This is a genomic window from Caballeronia sp. HLA56 (assembly GCF_054655155.1).
Genome location: NZ_BAAHOB010000005.1, coordinates 2,531,342 through 2,552,381 on the forward strand (window position 1 = coordinate 2,531,342; position 21,040 = coordinate 2,552,381).

The window sequence follows — 21,040 nt, forward strand, 5'->3', positions numbered from 1 at the left end:
TTTCGCGAAAGCAATGTGTTGCCGCGCCGATGCGTTCAGCGAGCGGCGGTCCGGGTCGGATTCGCCGGCGATGCGCCATGCGCCGCTTGCCAGACGTCCTTATCCACCACGAGTCTGAAACCGAGGTGCGACATGCTGTTGTAGGGGTCGGTGCCGCGCCGCGCGCTTGGCCGATAGCTCAGGCAGTAGTCTTCGTTGCACAGAAACGAACCGCCGCGCGTAACGCGTTTGGGCGCTTCCACGGGTACGCCGGGATCGGCCGGGTCCCATGAACTGGCCGGGCCCGCGGGCTCGTTGACCACCCCGCCTATCGATGCCTCGCGCCTGAACTGATCGGCCCGGTACCAGTCGGCTACCCACTGCCACGCGTTGCCGGTCATGTCGGAGAGTCCGTAGCCGTTGGCCGGAAAACTCCCCACGCGGCTCGTCCCGGCCGCGCCGCCCGCTTTCGCGTTGACGACGGGGAACGGCTGCTTTTCCTGGCCTTGCCAGACGTTGGCCATTTGCTTGCCGTCGGGTGCGAACTGGTTACCCCAGGAATAGGTCGCCTGATCGAGCCCGCCGCGCGCGGCAAATTCCCATTCGGCTTCGGTGGGCAGGCGCTTGCCCGCCCATTTGGCATAGGCCTCGGCGTCTTCGTAGGAGACCTGCACGACGGGATGATCGTCCTTGCCATCGATATTGCTCGACGGCCCCGAGGGATGCCGCCAGTCCGCGCCCGGCACGAAGCGCCACCAGCGCGAATAGTCTTGCAGAGACACCTGTTCCCGTGTGCCGACGAACACCATTGCGCCCGGCGTGAGCGCACTGTCCGGCGGACGCGCCGTGCCGGGTGGCAACTGCACCCGGAGCGTCTCCCAGTCGGGTTTCTTTTCAGCGGTGGTGATGTAGTGCGTGGCCGCCACGAACGCGCCGAATTCGGCGTTCGTCACGTGATGCTCGTCCATCCAGAAACCGTGAACGCGCACCGTATGCGCCGGACGTTCGTTGGCTTGCGCGAGCTTGCTGTCGCTGCCCATCTGGAATTCGCCGCCAGGTATCCACGCCATGCCTTTCGGGCCGCTCACGCCGTCGCCGAGGACGGCATGGACCATCGGCCTGGCAGGCTCGCGCAGCGCGCGGCTCACCGCGAATCCGACGAGCGCCGGACATAGCAGCACGAGCACGGCCCACAGCGCCATGCGCCTTGCGTTGAATTCCGAGCTTCGCCCGGCCGCGTTGTGATTCACCGGTATGTTCGCCATTGCCGTCACCCCGACCGTGTCGCATGGGAGCCAACACAATGGAGCCACCAATATACGAACGAATAAATGTTAGCAATCTTTTTTTCGAGCGATGCCGCAAACGGTAGGCATCCTTGCGAAAGGGCCGACACGGCTTTGACGAAACCGCCTTGCTTTAGTAACTTGTGCAGCACGTGTTCAGACAGCTTCGGGATCATCGCATCAGCAACGCGTGCGCGTTGCACTCTTAGCGAGCGAGCCATGCAAGACCTCATCCGGCGATTCGAGACGAGCATCGGGCAAGCCGTGATCGGCCAGGAGGCCGTCGTGCGCCAGATTCTCATTGCGCTTTTCGCGGATGGGCACGTGCTGCTCGAGAGCCTTCCGGGTCTCGCAAAGACACGTACCGTCAAGGCCATCGCGGCGCGTCTGGCCGCCACGATGAAGCGCATCCAGTTCACGCCCGATCTGCTGCCCTCGGATATCACGGGCGGCGAGACGCTTCTGCAATCGGGCAACGAACGCACGCTCTCGTTCCAGCCGGGTCCCATCTTCGGCAATCTGATTCTCGCGGACGAAATCAACCGCGCGCCCGCCAAGGTTCAATCCGCGCTGCTCGAAGCCATGGAAGAGCGGCAAATTTCAATCTCCGGCAAGACGTACCCGCTGCCGGAGCTCTTCCTCGTGATGGCGACGCAGAATCCCATCGAACAGGAAGGCACTTATCCCCTGCCGGAAGCGCAGATGGACCGTTTTCTCATGAAGGTGCTGATCGGTTATGCGTCGCCCGGCAGCGAGGCGGACATGCTGCGCTTGCTGCGTCGCGAAAGCGAGGGCGCGCCGGCCGCCATGGAAACGCTGACGCAGGAAGATGTGTTCGCCGCGCGCGAAGCCGTCCGGCGCGTCGCGGTGGCGCCGGCCATCGACGAATACATCGTATCGATTGTCAACGCGACGCGTCATGGCGGCGCGCTCGATGCCGACCTCGGCAAATGGATCGAAGTCGGAGCGAGCCCGCGCGGCGCGATCGGACTGGATCGGGCGAGCCGCGTGCATGCATGGCTCGACGAGCGCGATTTCGTCACGCCAGACGACGTGCGCGCGGTCATCCATCCGGTGCTGCGGCATCGTTTGCTGCTGTCCTACGATGCGACCGCCGACAAGGTCGGCGCCGACCAAGTGATAGACCGGCTAGTGGAGAAAGTGGCCGTGCCAGCTTGAGCCTGGAGGAAACCCGCGATGCCGCACGACGCAGCAGACGTTCATGGCCCGCCCGCTTCGGCCATCGGCAGCGTTTATGTCGATGCCGCGCATCTCGCCGGGCTCGAAGGCCGCGCGCGGGGTTTGAGCTTCGTCGCGCCCGCGCCCGTAACGAGCATCTTGTCGGGACGGCAAGCGTCGCGCATGCGCGGACGCGGCCTGAATTTCGAGGAACTGCGCGGCTATTTGCCCGGCGACGACATACGCCATCTCGACTGGCGCGTGAGCCTGCGCACGGGCAAGCCGCATGTGCGGGTCTATACCGAGGAGCGCGATCGGCCGCTTCTGGTCATCGTCGATCAGCGCATGAACATGTTCTTCGGATCGAGCCGTGCGCTCAAGTCCGTGGTCGCGGCCGAAGCGGCGGCGCTCGCCGTGTGGATGGCGTTTGCCGCCGGGGATCGCGTGGGCGGCGTCGTGTTCGGCGACGAAGAAGTGGTCCGCGTGCGTCCGTTGCGAAGTCGCGCGCGCATCGACTTGCTGTTCGGCGCCATCGCGCGGATGAACGCGTCGTTGCATGCCGAGAGTCTCGCGCGAACGAATTACGCGCAACTCAATGCGGCGCTCGAAGGCGTGTTGCAGATCGCATCGCACGACTTTCTGGTGTGCATCATGAGCGACTTTGCAGGCGCCGATGAACGCACGCGCCGGCTGCTCCGGCAGATTGCCGCGCATAACGACGTGATCGCGGCGCTCGTCTTCGATCCGCTCTGGCAAGGCATGCCCGAGCATCGCGCGCTGGTGGTGAGCGAAGGACGCTTGCAAGTGGAACTGCGCATGGAAAACGAACGCGTGCGTGCGCCGCTCGCCAGCCTCTTCAAGGGCCGCGCGGCAGCGATTGCGGAGCTATTGCGCACGAGCGGCGTGCCGTTGATGGCGTTATCGACCGCCGAACCGGTCGTCGATCAGGTGCGGCGCTTATTCGGCGAGCGCGTGCGTCGCGCGGCGCAAGGCGGCCTATGACCACGCCGCTCATGCCCGCCGACACGCCCGCCGCGTTGCAGGCGCTGCGCGAGTTACCGTTGCCCGAGCCCGTGTCGTATATGCCGCGGACCATCGGCTGGCTAATCGTGCTTATCTTGCTCGCGGCGTTGGCGGCGCTCGCCGGATGGTTCGCCTGGCGTCGGCATGAAAGGAGCCGCTACCGGCGCGAGGCGCTTGCCGAACTGGCGCGCATCGAAGCGAAGCTTGCCGACGAAGCAAGCCGTGCGGCCGCGCTTGCCGAGATCGCGCCGCTCATCAAACGTACCGCGCTTGCCGCCGCGCCGCGCGGGCAAGTGGCCGCGCTCAGCGGCGCAACCTGGCTTGCATTTCTGCGCGCCACGCACGGTCACTTCGACGATGCGAGCGGCGCGCTGCTTTTCACCGCGACATATGCGCCGCAAGCGCGACTCGCCGCCATCACGCGACAGGACGCCGACCGTCTCGTTCACGCGGCGCGCGACTGGATCGAGCATCATCATGTGGAAGTTTGAGTACGTGTGGATGTTCGCGCTGCTGCCCTTGCCCCTCTTCGTGTGGTGGCTGGCGCCCGCGTATCGCACGACATCGACGGCCGTGCGCATGCCGTTCTTTCAGGAAATGGCCCATGCTGCCGGCGAGAAACCCGCGCCTGGCGGCGTGCGTCTGCGCCGCAACTGGCTGCAGCGCTTGCTCATGCCCGTGCTCTGGATTTTGCTGCTGGTTGCGGCGGCGCGGCCGGTGTTCCTCGAACCGCCCGTCACGCACGAGTTGCCCGCGCGTGACTTGCTGCTTGCGATCGACCTGTCGCAATCGATGAGCGAGCGCGATTTCATCGATGGCGCGACCGGCGAACGGCTCGATCGCCTGAGCGCGGTCAAGCGCGTAGTCGCCGATTTCATTGCGAAGCGCAAGGGCGACCGCATCGGCCTGATCGTGTTCGGCGACGGTGCTTATCCGCAAGCGCCGCTCACGCTCGATCACGACAGCGTGCTGATGCTGCTCGACGCCATGCGCATTGGCATGGCGGGACCGCGCACGGCTATCGGCGACGCGATCGGGCTGGCGGTCAGACTCATGGAAAACACGCCCGCGCAGGAAAAGGTGCTGATTCTGCTCACCGATGGCAACGACACCGCAAGCGCCATCGCGCCCACGCAGGCCGCGCAGATTGCGAAGCATCACGGCATCGTGGTGCACACCATCGGTATCGGCGATTCGCAGACCGAAGGCGAGGACAAGGTCGATCTCGACGCGCTGACGAGCATTGCCCGGACGACTGGCGGGACGTCGTTCCATGCAATGGGCCGCGCGGAAGACATCGCGTCCGTGTACGCGCAGATCGACAAGATGACACCGGAAAAGATCACGCGCGAGGTGTACAGGCCGCGCCGGGAGTTCTACTGGCTGGCGCTCGCGCTCGCGGTGTCGCTCTTCACGCTGTATCACGGCATTGCCTGTCTCGTTGCGCTCTTGCGCGCGCCGCGTCGCGTGCCCGGGGAGATCGGAGCTTGATATGGCTATCGATCTGACGGCTTTTCACTTCCTGCGCCCGTTATGGCTCTTGCTGCTCATCCCAGCCGTGCTATTACCGTTTGCGTGGTTGCGTCGTAACGATGTGCGTTCACGCTGGCGCAACATCATCGCGCCGCATTTGCTGGAGCATCTGATCGTCGGCGAGCGTGCGAAGCGTGGTTTGCAGCCGATCCATTCGTTGGCCGCGCTGATCGCCTTATCCGCCATTGCCGTGGCGGGGCCGACGTGGCAACAGGAACGTCCGCCCTTCGATCAGGACAAGGCGCCGCTCATGATCGTCCTCGAACTCGCGCGTTCGATGGATGCAACCGATGTCGCGCCAAGCCGTATCGAACGGGCAAGGCAAAAGGTGCTCGATCTCGCGGCAGCGCGCAAAGGCGCGCGCACCGGGCTGCTGGTGTTCGCGGCGAGCGCGCATCTCGTCGTGCCGCCCACGGAAGATCCCGCCTTGCTCGGGCTTTATGTGCCTGCGCTCGCGCCCGAATTGATGCCGCATGACGGCAAGAACGCCGCTGCCGGCCTGGCGCTTGCGGAGCGTGTCTTGCAGAAGGCCGACGACGCAGCGGGCACGATCGTCTTCATGAGCGACGGTTTCGATGAAAGTCATACGGATGATTTCGTTCGGATGGCGAAAGAATCGCGCCACCAGTTGCTTTGGCTCGCGGTCGGCACGGAACGCGGCGGCGCGATCCGTGGAGCGCACGGCGAAATCGCGACTGACGAAGCGGGCCGCCCTGTCACCGGCACGTTCGATGCAGCCGCCATCCGCAAAATCACGCAAGCGGCTTCGATTCCGCTTGCAAGCATGCGCGCGGACGATGACGACGTGCAATGGGTGCAGCACCGTGCGCAGGTGTATCTCGAAGCGGCGCAGGATTCGAAGATCGTGCCGCGCTGGAAGGAATCGGGCTACTGGCTGCTCGCGCCGATTCTCGTCATCGCCTTGTATTGCTTCAGGCGCGGCTGGACGGTGAAGTGGCTGCCGATCATACTAGTTGCGCTTTCAATGGCTTACTTTCCCAGGCAGGCGCAAGCCGCGTCGTTCGAGTGGCTCGATCTCTTCGCAACGCATGATCAGCAGGGTCGCTACAGCTTCGAACATGGCGACTACAAGCGTGCCGCCGCGCGTTTCGACGATCCCATGTGGAAAGGCCGCGCACAGTATCTTGCCGGCGACTTTGCCGGCGCACTCGATACGTTCACCCGACTCGACACGCCGGACGCGTTGTTCTATGTCGGCAACACGCTCGCGCGGATAAAAGATTACGCGGGCGCGATGAAGGCTTACGACGCCGCGATTGCGCATCGCGCGGGGTTCGCGGAGGCGCGTGCAAATCGGAAGCTGGTACAGATGCTCATCGAGGACGACGAGCAGAGTGACGAATCGACCACGCAGAAGCCCGATCAGGTCGAGACGGACAAGAAGAAGATCAAAGGCGGCCAGCGCGTGCTGGTCGAGCAACAGCGTCCATCGGAGGAAACGTGGATGCGTAATCTGAATACATCGCCCGCGGCGTTTTTACATCAGCGCTTCGAACAGGAAGCGGGAGCGAGTCGGTGATGCGATTGCTCCTCGCGATAGGGTTCGTCATTCTCTCGAACGTGTTTTCGATCGCTCACGCGGACGATGCGCCCCGAACCATGTTGCGCGCGCATCTCGAACCGGCTGGCAAGGTGGTGGCGGGCAGCGCGGCGCAACTCGTCGTCGATGCGCTCACGACGACATGGTTCACGGCCGCGCCGGACTGGCCGCTGTTCGACGTGCACGATGCGTTCGTCACGTTGCCTGACGAGAGTGCGCAGAACCTTTCGGAGACCATGGACGGCGTGCGCTGGTTCGGGGTACGGCGCGTCTATCGAATCGTGCCGCGCGCGGCGGGCACTTTCGATGTGCCGCCGTTCGCCATCACGCTGCATCCCGGCGGCGCCGACGGACCGGTCACGCTTACGACGCCCCGGCTGGAGTTGGTCGCAAGCGTGCCGGCGGGGGCCGAAGACATGGCGTCGTTTTTCCCCACGCCAAAGCTTACCGTGACGCAAAGGATCGAACCTTCGGACGGCAAGCTGGAAGTCGGCGGCACCTTGACGCGTGTCGTCACGGAGCGCGCGGAAGGCACCGAGTCGATGCTTATTCCACCGCTCGCTTTTGCGGACATCGCCGGATTGCGCCGTTATTCGAAGCCGCCGGTAACCCGCAACATCACGCAGGACCGTTCGGGATTCGTCGCGGGCGAACGCACGGATACGGTCGCGTATCTCGTCGAGCGTCCGGGAACGTACACGCTGCCGGCAATCGATATCGAATGGTGGAACACGACCACTCGCGCGCGCGAAAAGATTCATCTTCCGGCGCTTAGCTTTCGCGCGCATGCAGCGAGCGAACGGCCGCTTTGGGACATTCCGGGCGGCCTGGCGCGGCATACGGTGATCTACCTCGATGAGAGAGATGTCATGTATGCGTGTGTCGCCCTGGCGGCGATGGCGCTCGCAATCTGGTTTTATCCGCGCATGCGTGTACTGATCGAGCGCGGCTGGCGCCGGTGGGCGGCGTGGCGCAAAGCACGCGCGGAAGGCGAGTTCGCCGCCTGGCGGGCGCTTCGAAAGGCCGCGAGCGCGGGCAGCATGTCGTGCATCGTTCCGGCGCTCTACCGATGGATGGACGTCAATCCGCGTTATCCGCGTCCGGCGCGGCTTCGCAATATCGGCGAGTTCGAACCGAGCGACTTGAAGCGACTGGCGGATTCGGCCATCGTCCATTATCGGGGCACGGGTCGCGCCGATGAAGCGCCACCCACACGTCTGCGCCGTCACACAAAGTCTTGGCGAAGTCGGAGAACGAAGCGCCCGGCGCTGGCTCCGCTCAACGACAACAAAGATCGGTAGAACCGACTCTCACGCGACGTTCTCTTTGTTCGCGATTATCCCGTCGTCTTCGGCCTGCGCATCCTCCGCGCTCTTACTCGTCTCGCGAAGCGCAGCCGTGAGCTCGGCCGGTTTGATCGTATCGAGCACCACGAAGCTGTGTAGCGCCGCCCTGGCGTCGATCTCGAAGCAACGTTTGCCGGAAATTTTCGCCTTGGCGTCGCGAGCTTCGATCTCGGCAATCTCGGTTGCGAGCGGATGAGCCTGTCTCTTAAGAATGGCGCCGAGGCGCGCGTCGACCATCACCCGGTCCATGCTCCAGTAGGCGCGATTCGAAAGCGCGTTTTCGCCGGCGAGCACGCTATCGGCGACGACTTCGAGACCCATCGCCCTGAGCTTTGCGACATCGGAGCGAAGGCTTTCCGTGTTGACGCGCGCCGTGCCGCGTTCGAGCCGCAGTTCGAGGCGGCTCGCGTCCACGCCGCTCTCTCGCAGCGCCAGCGTCAGCGTCTGGGCAAAGTCGCTGGTCAGGAGCTGCTTCGGATAGACCGGCACGCAAACGGTAATCTCGGGCAAGTCCGTGGCGAGCTTGCAGGCCTCGCGCAAGATCCAGTCGCCGAGAGGAACGACGAGACCGCTTTGTTCGGCGACGCGCAGGTAGGTTTCGGTGCCGAGGCGGCCGAGCGTCGGGTGGTTCCACCACGGCTGAATCTCGACGGCGATTGCGTCGTTTGCGGAAACACGCACGCTGCAAGCAAGATCGAACTCACGCGCCTTGATCGCGATCAGCATGTCGTGCGCCAGATGCCGCTCGGTCTCGGCGGAGGTTTCCGCATCCTCGGCGTAGAAGGTGAAGGTGCCACGCTGCTTGCCCTTGGAACGATAGAGCGCGACGTCGGCGAAGCGGAAAAGCTCGTCTTCCTCCAGCGTGTCTTGCGGCGTCAGCGCGATACCGATCGAAAGACCGACCTCCAGCCACCGCTCGCCATGAGCGATCGGCTGCGACACGGACTCGATGAGGCGCTCCGCGAGTTCGACGATCTGCGGCCGCGTGAGATTCGTGGCCGCGACGACAAACTCGTCTCCTCCGATCCGCGCCACGAGCTGCCCTTCCGTCAACTCGCCCGTCAGACGGGCGGCAACGGTGCGCAGGACGAGATCGCCGACTTCATGGCCGAACGTGTCGTTGATCGGCTTGAAGTGATCGAGATCGAGATAGAAGAGCGCGAGCTCGCTGTCGGTCGCCGAAAGCACCTGACGCATGAACTTGCGCAGGCCGAGCCGGTTCGGAAGGCCCGTCGCCGGGTCGTGCTGGACTTCTTTCTGGGCGCGCGAGAGATCGGCGGCGAGCGAGACGTCGGCGGTGATGTCGGCGGCGATCTTGACGATCTTGAAGGGCTTGCCGTTCAGGTCGTAGATCGGATTGTAGGACGCCTGGATCCACACTTCCGCCCCGTTCGCGGCAATGCGTTTGAACTTCGAGGACAGGAACTTGCCCGCGCGCAGATCGCTCCAGAAGCGTGCGTAATCGGCATGCGCGACGGTTTCCTTGTCGACGAACATGCGATGGTGCCGGCCGACGACTTCCGGGAGCGCGTAGCCCATCAGGGTAAGGAAGTTGTCGTTCGCCTCGAGCACATTGCCGTCCATGTCGAACGAGACGACGCTTTGCGACTTGTTGATGGCGGCGATCTGTCCTTCGTAATCACCTTGCCGCAGCTTTTGCCCAGTGACGTCGACGGCGTTCTTGACGACCTTGAAGGTGCGCCCGTTCATGTCGAGGATCGGATTGTAGGAAGCCTGCAGCCAGATCTCGCGGCCATCGCGGCCGAGCCGCTTGAACTCGCCTGCCTGATACTCACCCGCGGCGAGCGTCTGCCAGAACTTCCCATAAGCTTCGCTTTCTCGCTCCTCGGCCGAGACGAACATCGAATGATGGCGACCGATGACCTGGGACAGCCGATAGCCCGTCAGGTCCAGGAAGTTGTCGTTGGCGTCGAGGATCGTGCCGTCGACATTGAAGGCGACGACACTCTGCGACTTGTGGATCGCGGCGATCTGGCCTTGGTGGTCCGCCTGGCGAAGCTTTTCACGCGTGACCACCGTCGCGTATTTGACGATCTTGAAGGGCCGCCCGTCCTGGTCGAGCACCGGGCTGTAGATTGCCTGCAGCCAGATTTCGCGCTTGTCGCGGCCGATCCGCCGGAACTCGCCGCTGCGATGACGGCCGGCGGCCAGATCGCTCCAGAAGATCTCGTAGTCGAGACTGTGCGCGTACGCGGGATCGACGAACATGCGGTGATGACGGCCTTCGAGCTCCTCCATCGTGTAGCCGACCGCTTCCAGGAAGTTGCGGTTGGCGTCGAGAATGGTGCCGTCGGGCGAAAAGGTCACCATGCACTGCGACTTGTCGATGGCGGCGATCTGGCCTTCGAAATCGGCGTTCTGCTTCTTCTCCGACGTGACGTCGACCGCATATTTGACGATTTTGAACGGACGTCCTTCGAGGTCGAGGATCGGATTGTAGGTTGCCCGAAGCCAGACGGCCTTTTCGTCCTTGCGGAATCGCCGATATTCGCCGGAAGCGTGCAAACCCTGCCGCAACCGTTCCCAGAAGGCGGCATAGGACGGGTCCCTGGCCTCGTCGGCGGCGACGAACATTCGATGATGCTTGCCGACGAGTTCATCGAGCCGGTAGCCGGTGGCGTCCAGAAACTTCTCGTTGGCATGAAGGATGGTGCCGTCCATGGCGAAATGGATGACGGCCTGCGAAGTATTGATGGCGGCGATCTGGCCGGCGACGTCGGCGGCCGACATCATGCGGTCAGTGACGTCGCGCACCAGCATGACGGTCTCGCCGACCGCGCCGTCTTCGGTTGCGACCGGTATGCAGGAAACCTCAGTCCAGAAGGACGTGCCATCGCGCTTCAATTGCTGCATCTCGCCGAAGAAGGCTTTGGCGGTTGCGAAGACCGTATCGATCTCGTCCGGCGCGGTGGCGCCTGTCGCGAGCGGCCTGAAGATGCTGCGATTGCGTCCGACGAGCTCCCAGCCCTTGTAGTCGAAGAGCTCCAGGAAGCGCTCGTTGACACGAAGGATGCTGCCGTCGGGCGCGAAGGCGATCCGCCCGAGGCTTCTCTCCAGCGCTTCCTGATCGGCCGGAGTAAAGGAGAATTTGACCGGATTGTTATGCATTGTCACCCGCCAGTAGAAGTTGCGGCGATATGCGCTGATGGCAGGTTGGAACGAAGTTGTCTCATGGATCGAATTCGACGATCACTTAACCTTTTCCCTAAGCGCGAACTTTCTGGATTAACGGCACTGGAAGGAAAAAATTAAACAGGCGGTGAAGATCGATTTGATTGAGGCACGCGTAGTCGACGGGCGCATCTCATGGCGGAAGACGCTCAGGGGAAATGTCGGATGTGCGTGCTGGCTACAGCGTCGGCTTGAACTCGATCCCAGGCGCTTGCAACGATTCCGGCGTGGTTGCGAGCGCGCTTTGGGGTTCGTCGTAGGTGCCGCAGCGTCTCGGCAGACTTGATCGACTCAAGCCGTAGTGGACACATCAAATGGGTGCGTCAACCAATAACTGACGTCCCGCACACGAGGACTGGGGAATCCATGAGGTGGCCTCGCTTTGCGACAGGATGCAAGATCCCGAGCCGAGGCGTATCCATTAGACGGGCGCTTGCCGCTCATGAGCGCGCCCTGCCGATTGGCGTTTTCGAGAGGGCGATGGGGTTTTCTTAGGTGATGTCGGCACCTAGGATGGTCCCCCCGGCAGGAATCGAACCTGCATCTAGCGCTTAGGAGGCACTCGTTCTATCCATTGAACTACGGGGAGATAGACTTGACTACGTGGAAGACTGAGACCTCGTCAGTATCGGCCCGAAGCCTTACCCAGCTTGCGTTTCCGGCTGATCGCGCTTCTTCCTAAATGAAGCACCGTGACACGCAGTGATACCCTATTTACCGCCGTCCTTGCTACAATTTTGCTACGAAATCCGCTTTTCGATCCGAAATCTGATCTGGCACTGCTACAAATCCGAGGGACACCAAGATGGCATCGATCCTGCACATCGGTAGCCGCTGGCGCGCGCAAGTGCGTCGCCGGGGGCAGAGTATAACAAAGACCTTCAAGACCAAATCCGCTGCGCTGTCCTGGGCGCGCGACCAAGAAACAGCGATCGACAAAGGGAACAACGCAGTCGACGCCCGCGCTATCACCGTTGGCGAGCTGATCGTCAAGTATCGCGAGGCCCGCTCCGAATCCGCCCGTCCTATTGCCCCCAAGTCAAACGAGCACTACATCCTCCAGCGCCTCTCGGACGCATTTGGCGACGAGCTGGCCGGACAGCTCAATACGCAGCGCATCGTCAAATTTGCCCAAGCGAGAAAAGCGGCCGGCGCCGGCGAATACACCATCGACATGGATCTATCGAAGCTCGGTACGGTTATGCGGCATACAGCTTCGTTGATGGACATGGTGCTGCCCGACGCGGTGGGCACCGCTCGCCCAGCCCTGCATCATCTGCACTTGATCGGACCCGGCAAGAAACGCGAGCGTCGCCCGACGAAAGCCGAGATCGAAAAGATCTTCGAATGGTTCGCCGAACACCCCGAGCGCGAGCAAGCGATGCCAGATCTATTGCGGGTGGCGATGCAATGCGCATTTCGCCGTGGCGAACTCTTCTCGCTACGTTGGGACGACATCGACGAAGAAAAGCATCTTGCTCTTGTTCGGGACCGAAAACATCCACGCCAAAAAAGTGGTAACAACGAATGGGTGCCGTTGATCGGCGACTCTTTCGAGATCATCATGAGGCAATCGCGCTTTCCAGTCCCGGAGGAATACGCGAGAAAGCGCGCAGTGGATCCTAGCCACCCTCCGCATAAGAACGAGTTTATTTTCCGGTTCGATAAAGGCACCGCAAGCAAATATTTCAAGCAAGCCTGCGATGCAAAGTCAATTTCAGATCTCCGCCTGCATGATCTCAGACATGAGGCGACGAGCGCCCTATTTGAAGCAGGGTGGGAGATTCCCGAGGTTGCAACGGTTACAGGTCACAAAGACTGGCGCAATCTAAAGCGTTACACGAACCTCTGCCCCGCCAAGGTGGCCCGCAAAGGACGTCTCGAAATTGTGAAATCTGAGTCAAGCTAGCATGCCCAGCGCGCCGCCATTGTTTGCGCTTTCTGACGCCCTCATCCATAGAGCTCTATTGATCCGACGACAGGCCACGGGAAGCGCGCCATAAACACCCATGCTCAGGACAATGCCGCGCGCGAGGGTCTTCCGCTACACCGGAAAGCGGAACAACCGATCGCAAGCAGTACGGTAGTGACAGAAGCATCGACCGGTGCTTGCTCAGCTATGTGACTTGGATTTGCTCGCCTTTCCCCAAATTGCGGTGCGTCGTCCCGTCATCAAGCCAGATCGACATCGACGAGAACACCGACGCCGAGCGAACCGTCCTCCTCGCAGAGAAAAAGCCGAGGCCACGCTTGCTCTGGTCCATGCTTCAAAAGAATTTTTTTGTACGCCTCGAACTGTGCCCACTCCGCAATGAGCGAAGTGCTCAAAAGGCGCACTGTAAGTGCCGCATAGTCAATCCTTGCCTCAATCGCTTTACCTTGCTCGTACTTGGCTGATTCTCAGCGTGATTTCTTGACGCCCTACCTTGACGCAGTTACCATCCGTCCGTCTGTCACAACCGAGGCTCAAATCTTGGACTCCTACTGTAGTCGATCGCAGAACGATACGACTGCCTGAGCGCAGAACGCACGACTCAATGAGCCGCCATTCTGCATACAGGCAGGATGGTGCGCGTCGAAGCTTTTTTAGCATCTCCCTCGCACCCACCCTTTTCTCAAACGCATAGGCTTGCGCATTTGCGCTCGTTAATGCTCCCACCGACCGCTGCGGCTCGGGTGGCGAACTCGCGTGCGTCCGACGGTGGGGCGCAACTCTTTCATTTGAGCCTGAATTAGCCAGGCAAGGAGGCACCATGGCGGACCCTGAATTTACATGCCAATCCATTTCTCCTTTAGCCTAAACGTTGTCCGCGTCGGCTGTAACCAGCCCAGTGCATCGAGCCCGAACACTGCCGATGAATGTCCACAGCCGACCTAAGACCATAAACCGAGCGATTGCTCGGACGGAGCATCCTCATGTACTTCGCCCTACTCCTACCAAACCTCGCATTCGGCCACGAGCCCCTCGCGCACCCGCTTCCTCATAGGCCCGTGCGCACCCGTAAGCCCCGAGTGATCGTAAGGCTGCGCAGTTGGTTGCGCAGCCGTGTTCGATCCTGCTAAGCAATACGACCACTTGAGTTTCCCAAAAATCAACACTTAAACGATCAGAGAGTCAGGTAGGCAATCCTATCTGACACGTAAACTTGTCATGAAAAATCAGTTTAACAACCATCGCGCGAAGGCAAATAACAGAGGATTCCTACGTAATTGTCGAGCACGTCGCCCCGTTGAATTTCTTTCAAGAATTACCTACGAGGCCTTCAATAGCATTGAAGTGACGCTGCTGCATACGAACGGTTCGCTTAACGGTTTGATCGAATCTGACGCTGCCGATCGTTTGCGTAGCAAGGGCAAAAACGAGGTAGCGCACGACAAAGCGCCGCACGCCTTTGTTCAATTAGCTTACGCTTTCCGAAACCCATTTGTAGTAATCCTGCTCGTACTCGCGGGCATCAGCTACTGCACGGACGTCTATTTTGCTTCGTCCGACGAACGCGACTGGAACAGCGTGATTATCTTGCTCGTGATGGTCATTGTGAGCAGCCTTCTGCGCTTTTTCCAAGAGTATCGTTCAAATAGGGCGGCAGAACGCCTCAAGTCCATGGTGTGTAGCACTGCGACTGTCGTGCGACGAACCTCCAAAACAGCGAAGCCGGTAAGACGGAAGGTTCTCCTGTCCAGTCTCGTCGTAGGTGATATCGTCGACTTGCAGGCCGGCGACATGATTCCCGCAGATGTTCGCCTTATCGATTCACGGAATTTCATGGTGAGTCAGGCAGCCCTTACGGGCGAAGCCCTACCCGTTGAGAAATACGACACGCTTGGCGCCGTCATGCAAAAATCGGCGACTCGTATTTCGAAGGAGTCACGCGATCCGCTTGAACTTCCAAATATTTGTTTCATGGGCACGAACGTATTTAGCGGAAGCGCGACCGCGGTGGTCGTAGAGACCGGTGCCAACACGTATTTCGGTACTCTCGCCAAAATCGTGATCAGCCGCAAGCGTATCGAAACCAGCTTTGACCGAGGTGTGAATAGCGTCTCATGGTTGCTGATTCGCTTCATGCTGGTGATGGTACCCGTAGTTTTCCTGCTAAACGGCGTCACGAAGGGCGATTGGTTGTCTGCTCTTACGTTTGCGCTGGCGGTCGCGGTCGGCCTCACGCCCGAGATGCTTCCGATGATTGTCTCGGCCAACCTTGCAAAAGGCGCGATCGCGATGTCCCGTCGGAAGGTCGTGGTCAAACGTCTTAATTCAGTCCAGAACTTCGGTGCCATGGATGTACTGTGCACCGACAAGACAGGCACGCTGACACAAGACCGCATCATCCTGGAACATCATCTAAACGTGAATGGCGTTCGAGACGATCGAATCTTGGAGTTTGCTTGGCTGAATAGCTTCCATCAGCGTGGCCAGAAAAATTGTATGGACATGGCGATAGTCGAGCAGGCTGAGAAGTCTGGCTTATCTCCTGTTCTCAATCGCTACAGGAAGGTTGACGAGTTACCGTTTGATTTCGAGCGACGACGCGTTTCAGTCGTGCTCGAGCACGAAGCAGGGTCTCAACTCATGGTCTGCAAGGGCGCAGTCGAAGAGATGCTCGACGTCTGCACATCCTTTCAGGAAGACTCAGGAGTCCGCGCTCTTGACCAATTCGAGCGCGCTGCGTTGCTCACTCGTTCTCAAGTATATAACGAGCAAGGTTATCGAGTACTGTTGATCGCAACACGCGAGATCCCGCCAGACGATGTCAAAACTCATTTTCAACCCGGCGACGAGCGTGAACTCGTCGTTCGGGGTTTGCTGACTTTCCTTGATCCGCCGAAGGATTCGGCAGCCCTTGCGATCCGCGCCTTGAATGAGCACCGCATCAGCGTAAAGGTGCTCACCGGCGACAATCCGATTGTGACAGCGAAAGTGTGCCGCGACGTTGGCCTTGAGCCAGGGACGCCTCTACTCGGCCGTGACATTGAAGATATGACCGACACTGAGTTAGATGCTGCCGTCGAGCGCACGACCGTCTTTGCGAAGCTCACTCCGCTGCAAAAGTCTCGCGTTGTGAACGCCTTCCAGGCAAACGGACACACGGTGGGATTTCTCGGAGACGGAATAAACGATGCAGCTGCCTTACGTGACGCGGACGTCGGGATCTCGGTCGACACGGGCAGTGATATCGCGAAGGAAACCGCCGACATAATCCTGCTGGAAAAAGATCTGATGGTGCTAGAACAAGGGGTCATTACGGGCAGACAAACGTTCGGCAATATCCTTAAGTACCTGAACATGACAGCGAGCTCGAATTTTGGCAACGTGTTCTCAGTGCTCATCGCAAGCGCTTTTCTCCCCTGGGAGCCAATGCTGGCCGTCCAGCTGCTGATTCAGAACCTTATCTACGATCTGTCGCAGATGTTTTTACCGTGGGACAAGATGGACTCCGAGTTTTTAGCGAAGCCTCGGAAATGGGAAGCTGGCAATATCCGCCGTTTCATGATCTGGTTTGGACCTACTTCGTCCGTCTTCGATATCACGACCTTTTGGTTGCTTTGGACAGTATTCGGCGCTGGCGCAACATACTACGCGAACGGAGGTGGCCAGATCATCATGAACTCTGGCTGGTTCGTTGAGGGGCTTGTATCGCAGACGCTAGTCGTTCATATGTTGCGCACGCAACGTATCCCGTTCTTTCAAAGTATGGCCGCCTTGCCGGTAATGCTTTCTACAACTGTCGCGATATTTGTAGCTTGCTGGCTACCGTACTCTCCATTCGCACAGGCGCTTGGCTTCCAAGCGCTAGATCACCGTTACTGGGGGTGGCTCATCGCCACGATCGTTGCTTATATGCTGCTGGCGCAAGCCGTCAAGACTGTCTATATCCGCCGCTACCGACGTTGGTACTGAAGCGCGATCACTTCGATGCGAGCTGCGCGATAGCACATGCGCTCGCCTGGCGAAATAATGCATAGGGAACTTAGAAATGTCTTCAACGAAAAGGATCTTGCGCGCCAGCGCGACGATCAGCACCCTTGTTCTTATGATGGGGACTGCTAACGCCGAAAGCAGCGTATCTCTGTACGGCGAACTGGATGCTGGCCTCGGATGGCTCAACAATGTCGGTGGCCGCAGCCAGTTTAAGGCCGTCAGTGGCCTAATCGATGGCAGCTTTGTGGGGCTGAAAGGATCAAACGACTTTAGCAGCGGTACTCAGGTGGTGTTCCAGATCGAACGAGGAATCTCGGTTATGTCTGGGAACAGCGTCAACGATCACCCTCTTTACTTCGGCATCGCCAGGGAATCCATTGGCACAGTCACGTTAGGCTATCAGTACGATTCTATCCACGATTATCTTGCTCCGCTAACATTGACCGGCGGAACGGGCGGCACTGCGTTCGCGCATCCGTTCGATAACGACAACGCAAATAACTCGTTACTCGCACACAATGCGATCAAATATGAGAAGCAATTAACCAGCGATTGGAAAATAGGCGGCTTTTATGCCTTCTCAAATGTGGCAGGAGATTTTTCCAACAATCGAGCGTATGGGATAGGCGCTAGCTACCAAAACGGCTCATTGAGCGCCGGTGCCGCTTGGTTGCATGTTAGTGGAGCGGGAAATAGTGACGCAGGTGCGTATGACGCCACGCCTCTTCCCGCCCTTCGCCATGAAATAGTCGACTCTTCGGTGCAAACGCAAAACCGTTATGGCATCGGAGTAAATTATTTGTTCGGCGATATTACCCTTGGGGCGGTATGGACCCGGTCAACGTTCGTTGGTATAGCCGATTTAAAAACCGGTAGCAAGATGCCCTCTATCGGGTTCAGCAACTACGAGGTGAACGCAAATTTCCAGTTGACGCCTTCACTTTCGGTAGCCAGCTCGTACACATACACGAAGAGCTCGAACGGTCATTGGCATGCGGGTGGACTGCAGGCGGTTCGACTCATCTCGAAGCGCACCGACGTTTATTCCGAGGTCATCTATCAACACGCGTCGGCAGACGCGCGTGCGCTCATCGCCGGTTTTGACCCGTCAACAAGCCGAACTCAGTTGCTCGTCGGAGCCGGCTTCCGGCATCGATTCTAACTAGAACAAGAAATGCTCGTCCCGAGAGAACGGGTGCCCTTCGGGTCGCTAATCGCGCACTGACAGGGCTCCAGTGCTTCTCTTGGTTAAACAGCCTCCATGACGATAGGCGTGCAAGGAGAGAAAACGTGAAGAATGCACACCAAAACCAGCGCATCGATCAAGTCAGCGAACGCGCATCCATGATGCATGAACTAACTCGGCTGCGTACCGCACTGTCTCTGATCCACGAAATAGCGCACGGACCAGCACGGCCTAATGCACTCAGCGAAATTGCTCGGCTTGCACGATGCGCGCTGATCTCTTCAACACCACCCGATTATCTAGATTGTTAAGGTTAATAGGACAATCACGTGGATTGTATGTCCGTCCCGGAAAATGCCGCAGCCTACCGTCATCAGGCTTGTAACCCGGATGAAATCCGAACTGTCTATCTTAGTTTTTCTGTTATCACGGTAGACATTTCACAGATGCTATTCGAAGCCCTCTCCCGAAAGCCTGCTTCTCGCCACAAGGCCGTGCCGTTGGAGCGTGGCGACGTACTGCTGCAAGTACTCCGCTTTCGCGCGAGCATCGGTGTCCGCGTCGTCTGCTATTTCGAAAAGATATTTTCCAACCTCTGGTGATAGCTCGGCGTAGCGACGGGTTCCATCGCCCACGCCGCCGGCGGCGGCACTTGGATCCGAGGTATGTCCGCAACGCGCGTTTGAGATTGCGATGCGCACCCGACGAGTGCCGTCAGCAATAGCAGCACGATTCTTCGCATTGTCGACTTCATGGGTCTTCCGCTCATGGTGATATTGGTCATCGAGCTTTGCAATATTGGTGATGGCCGCGTTGTGAGCCGCAACCGCCTTGCTCGCTGCCTTCGCTGCGCTCTCCGACAACGAAGCGAGCTTTTGTGCGTTCACCTCGTTGTCGCGGGCGTGAGCAGCCCGCTCGTTGGCGAGTTGACTGCTGTCGAATACGTGGAGGGCGGCCCCGCCAGCCGCGAAGCCAACGGCGCATGCTGTCAGCCCGGTGATGAGATAGGCGGACATCCGGGTGTTCCTATGCAAAGGATGATCAAGGTGGCACACGATGTTTCATCGCTATCCCACCGAGCAAGGATTCATACGTGTGACGGCTGCGGCTGAACACAAACGATCGTCACGTTGTCGGTATTGATAGATACGGTTGAATCGTTACTGCGATCTGGCATCTACCGGGGACACTCCAAAGTTTCCACCCGAAATTGACTCGAGACGCCCAGGTTCCCCATCGCTTCACCGCGTAAAATTGCCAAGCGCGTGTGCCATCGGGGTTCGTCAGAATAGCGAAGTACCATCCGGTCCTTGGGGTGACATTCATTGGCAATGTGCCTGCCATCACCAAGATGGCGCCCTCATGGGCTGTAAATCCCAGCACTTCGAGATCAAACCCATATGCTGGATTGCGCCATAACCACAACACGCGATTGATGTATTGCCGGAGCCCGGTTTGCTTCCCCGGATAAGGCGCCACATTGTCGATGAAGTTTTGATCGCCGTCCAAAGGGTTGTCCGGAGTTTGAAACCAGCGTAACCAACGCGGCAGTGTGCTATTTCCGATTGCGAAGGCGGGTAGGATCGGCGCGATGAGGCATGCAAGCATCATGAAGCAAATGCCGAGCACGGCCAGCGTGATCCAGCGTAAGAACATCGCCATGAACTTCTTGGCTTCACCCAAACACGAGCGCAGCATTTCACGTAACCAATCCAATGCAGCGAGAAAGAACTTCAATACACTATTTGCCATACTCACTGAAACTCCCTTTATAAGGTGCGCGCTCTTCGGCGCGCGGTCACACCCCTCGGAACGTCACGTGCGCGAAGTCACCGCTTGCAAGCCGTGCGGAACCCGCAAGGCAGTCCTCACGACGCGACATCGCTTACAGATCTCGCTCACAGAGCGCACGTTCCTCCGCACGACGCTTCACGAGCCCCGGAAGCACCCTGCCACGCGAGCTCACCCACTGCGCGCGCCCGTCATCTGACTCGTTCATTGCTCGACATGCGTCCTTCCAGTCGTGCGCGTTGAATCGCTTCGCGGTCGTGCTTCTGCAATAGGCCTCACCGCCAACGCTGTAGGCAAAGCTCACTGCGGCGGCGAGTTGATTCGGGTGATCCTTGAGGACCGGCGTGCACTTGAGCACGTCATCGGCGTGCTCCATGAGTTGCCGATTCAAAGACTCCCGGCACTCAGCCGCGCTGTAGTGCTTCCCGACGACAACGTCGTGCGTGTCGCCAGCACACTTCGTGGCAATGCCCACCGGATCAAGATAACCGCGGTGCACGACCCCTTCAAATCGCGGCACGATGCAGTACAACATCGCCGCGGCCGCCGTGCCAACGAGACCCGCAAGCGCGCCTTTCGGTAGATTCGCCATCATTGGTCTCCACAAACAACAAAGCCCCGACTGCCGAGAGCAGACGGGGCTTGATTACTGTTCAATCGAATCAGGCGTGAGCCGACTCGTGCTCGCGCGCGCGTTGGTCGCGTCGGTCTTTTCGCCAGGCGAACACGAAGCTCGCACCGATGTAGGCAAGCGTGGCAATTGCCACCCACCAATTGATGTCGTGGTTGCTCAACCACAACCAGAAGTTTCCGCCCACCACAGGCGTGTTCTTCGCCATGCTCGCTGCAAAGTCATCTTTCATCGCTTCTCCCAGATTGTTTCTTGTGAGCAAGCGCAGGTCATGAACGTTTTCGATAGGTAAAAAAAGCCGCCCGAGGGCGGCTAAAGGTCGTGGTCCCACTTCGATAGACTTCACCGCGCATCGCTCAGTTAGCGCACCGGACGACAGGTGGTTCCCCGATGAAGTCAAACTCGATTCT

At 59.6% G+C, this 21,040-nt stretch carries 15 protein-coding genes and 1 tRNA gene; 9 read left to right on the forward strand and 7 right to left on the reverse strand.

Going from position 1 to position 21,040, the window contains the following annotated elements; all coding sequences use genetic code 11:
- Window positions 1–35: 35 nt before the first annotated feature.
- The gene (locus ACYQ47_RS31345; protein WP_370652093.1) at window positions 36–1,244 is read right to left on the reverse strand and encodes a formylglycine-generating enzyme family protein; all 1,209 of its coding nucleotides are present in this window, start codon (window positions 1,242–1,244) and stop codon (window positions 36–38) included.
- A 240-nt stretch (window positions 1,245–1,484) separates the two neighbouring features.
- Between ACYQ47_RS31345 and ACYQ47_RS31350 the strand changes: the two genes are divergently transcribed.
- From ACYQ47_RS31350 to ACYQ47_RS31375, 6 genes are read left to right on the forward strand one after another with little or no spacing between them, the layout of a single operon-like run.
- Window positions 1,485–2,444: an AAA family ATPase gene (locus tag ACYQ47_RS31350; protein WP_459908652.1), complete on the forward strand. Its 960-nt coding sequence runs from the start codon at window positions 1,485–1,487 to the stop codon at window positions 2,442–2,444.
- An 18-nt stretch (window positions 2,445–2,462) separates the two neighbouring features.
- A complete protein-coding gene (locus ACYQ47_RS31355) occupies window positions 2,463–3,446 on the forward strand; it encodes a DUF58 domain-containing protein (protein WP_250492068.1) in 984 nt (327 codons plus the stop codon).
- Entirely contained in the window at window positions 3,443–3,958 is a 516-nt protein-coding gene (locus ACYQ47_RS31360) for a DUF4381 domain-containing protein (protein WP_459908655.1), read from the forward strand. The genes ACYQ47_RS31355 and ACYQ47_RS31360 overlap by 4 nt, the downstream gene beginning before the upstream one ends.
- Window positions 3,945–4,958, forward strand: coding sequence for a vWA domain-containing protein (locus tag ACYQ47_RS31365; protein WP_459908657.1), 1,014 nt, complete (start codon window positions 3,945–3,947; stop codon window positions 4,956–4,958). Before ACYQ47_RS31360 ends, ACYQ47_RS31365 begins: the two co-directional genes overlap by 14 nt.
- 1 nt (window position 4,959) lies before the next feature.
- Window positions 4,960–6,540, forward strand: a complete 1,581-nt coding sequence (locus ACYQ47_RS31370) for a vWA domain-containing protein (RefSeq protein WP_459908659.1) — start codon at window positions 4,960–4,962, stop codon at window positions 6,538–6,540.
- Complete coding sequence (locus tag ACYQ47_RS31375) at window positions 6,540–7,862, forward strand: hypothetical protein (RefSeq protein WP_459909399.1); 1,323 nt, start codon at window positions 6,540–6,542, stop codon at window positions 7,860–7,862. The genes ACYQ47_RS31370 and ACYQ47_RS31375 overlap by 1 nt, the downstream gene beginning before the upstream one ends.
- 9 nt (window positions 7,863–7,871) lie before the next feature.
- On the opposite strand, the gene ACYQ47_RS31380 is transcribed toward ACYQ47_RS31375, so the two are convergent.
- Both ACYQ47_RS31380 and ACYQ47_RS31385 read right to left on the reverse strand, forming a co-directional pair.
- Complete coding sequence (locus tag ACYQ47_RS31380) at window positions 7,872–11,036, reverse strand: PAS domain S-box protein (RefSeq protein WP_459908661.1); 3,165 nt, start codon at window positions 11,034–11,036, stop codon at window positions 7,872–7,874.
- A gap of 577 nt (window positions 11,037–11,613) precedes the next feature.
- Window positions 11,614–11,688, reverse strand: a tRNA-Arg gene (locus tag ACYQ47_RS31385).
- Between the two features lie 216 nt (window positions 11,689–11,904).
- On the opposite strand from ACYQ47_RS31385, the gene ACYQ47_RS31390 reads away from it, so the two are divergent.
- From ACYQ47_RS31390 to ACYQ47_RS31400, 3 genes are all read left to right on the forward strand, one after another.
- Window positions 11,905–13,008 (forward strand): site-specific integrase, encoded by a 1,104-nt coding sequence (locus tag ACYQ47_RS31390; protein WP_459908663.1) that lies wholly within the window; start codon window positions 11,905–11,907, stop codon window positions 13,006–13,008.
- Window positions 13,009–14,250: 1,242 nt separating this feature from the next.
- Complete coding sequence (mgtA, locus tag ACYQ47_RS31395; RefSeq protein WP_459908665.1) at window positions 14,251–17,001, forward strand: magnesium-translocating P-type ATPase; 2,751 nt, start codon at window positions 14,251–14,253, stop codon at window positions 16,999–17,001.
- A 76-nt stretch (window positions 17,002–17,077) separates the two neighbouring features.
- A complete protein-coding gene (locus tag ACYQ47_RS31400; protein WP_459908667.1) occupies window positions 17,078–18,184 on the forward strand; it encodes a porin in 1,107 nt (368 codons plus the stop codon).
- Window positions 18,185–18,657: 473 nt separating this feature from the next.
- On the opposite strand, the gene ACYQ47_RS31405 is transcribed toward ACYQ47_RS31400, so the two are convergent.
- The 4 genes from ACYQ47_RS31405 to ACYQ47_RS31420 all read right to left on the reverse strand — a co-directional run bounded on the left by ACYQ47_RS31405 (window position 18,658) and on the right by ACYQ47_RS31420 (window position 20,976).
- The gene (locus ACYQ47_RS31405; RefSeq protein WP_459908669.1) at window positions 18,658–19,224 is read right to left on the reverse strand and encodes a lysis system i-spanin subunit Rz; all 567 of its coding nucleotides are present in this window, start codon (window positions 19,222–19,224) and stop codon (window positions 18,658–18,660) included.
- Between the two features lie 109 nt (window positions 19,225–19,333).
- The gene (locus tag ACYQ47_RS31410) at window positions 19,334–19,960 is read right to left on the reverse strand and encodes a DUF7338 family protein (protein WP_459909401.1); all 627 of its coding nucleotides are present in this window, start codon (window positions 19,958–19,960) and stop codon (window positions 19,334–19,336) included.
- Between the two features lie 133 nt (window positions 19,961–20,093).
- Window positions 20,094–20,591, reverse strand: a complete 498-nt coding sequence (locus tag ACYQ47_RS31415; RefSeq protein ID WP_459909403.1) for a lysozyme — start codon at window positions 20,589–20,591, stop codon at window positions 20,094–20,096.
- Between the two features lie 70 nt (window positions 20,592–20,661).
- Window positions 20,662–20,976: a hypothetical protein gene (locus ACYQ47_RS31420; RefSeq protein WP_459908671.1), complete on the reverse strand. Its 315-nt coding sequence runs from the start codon at window positions 20,974–20,976 to the stop codon at window positions 20,662–20,664.
- Window positions 20,977–21,040: the final 64 nt, after the last annotated feature.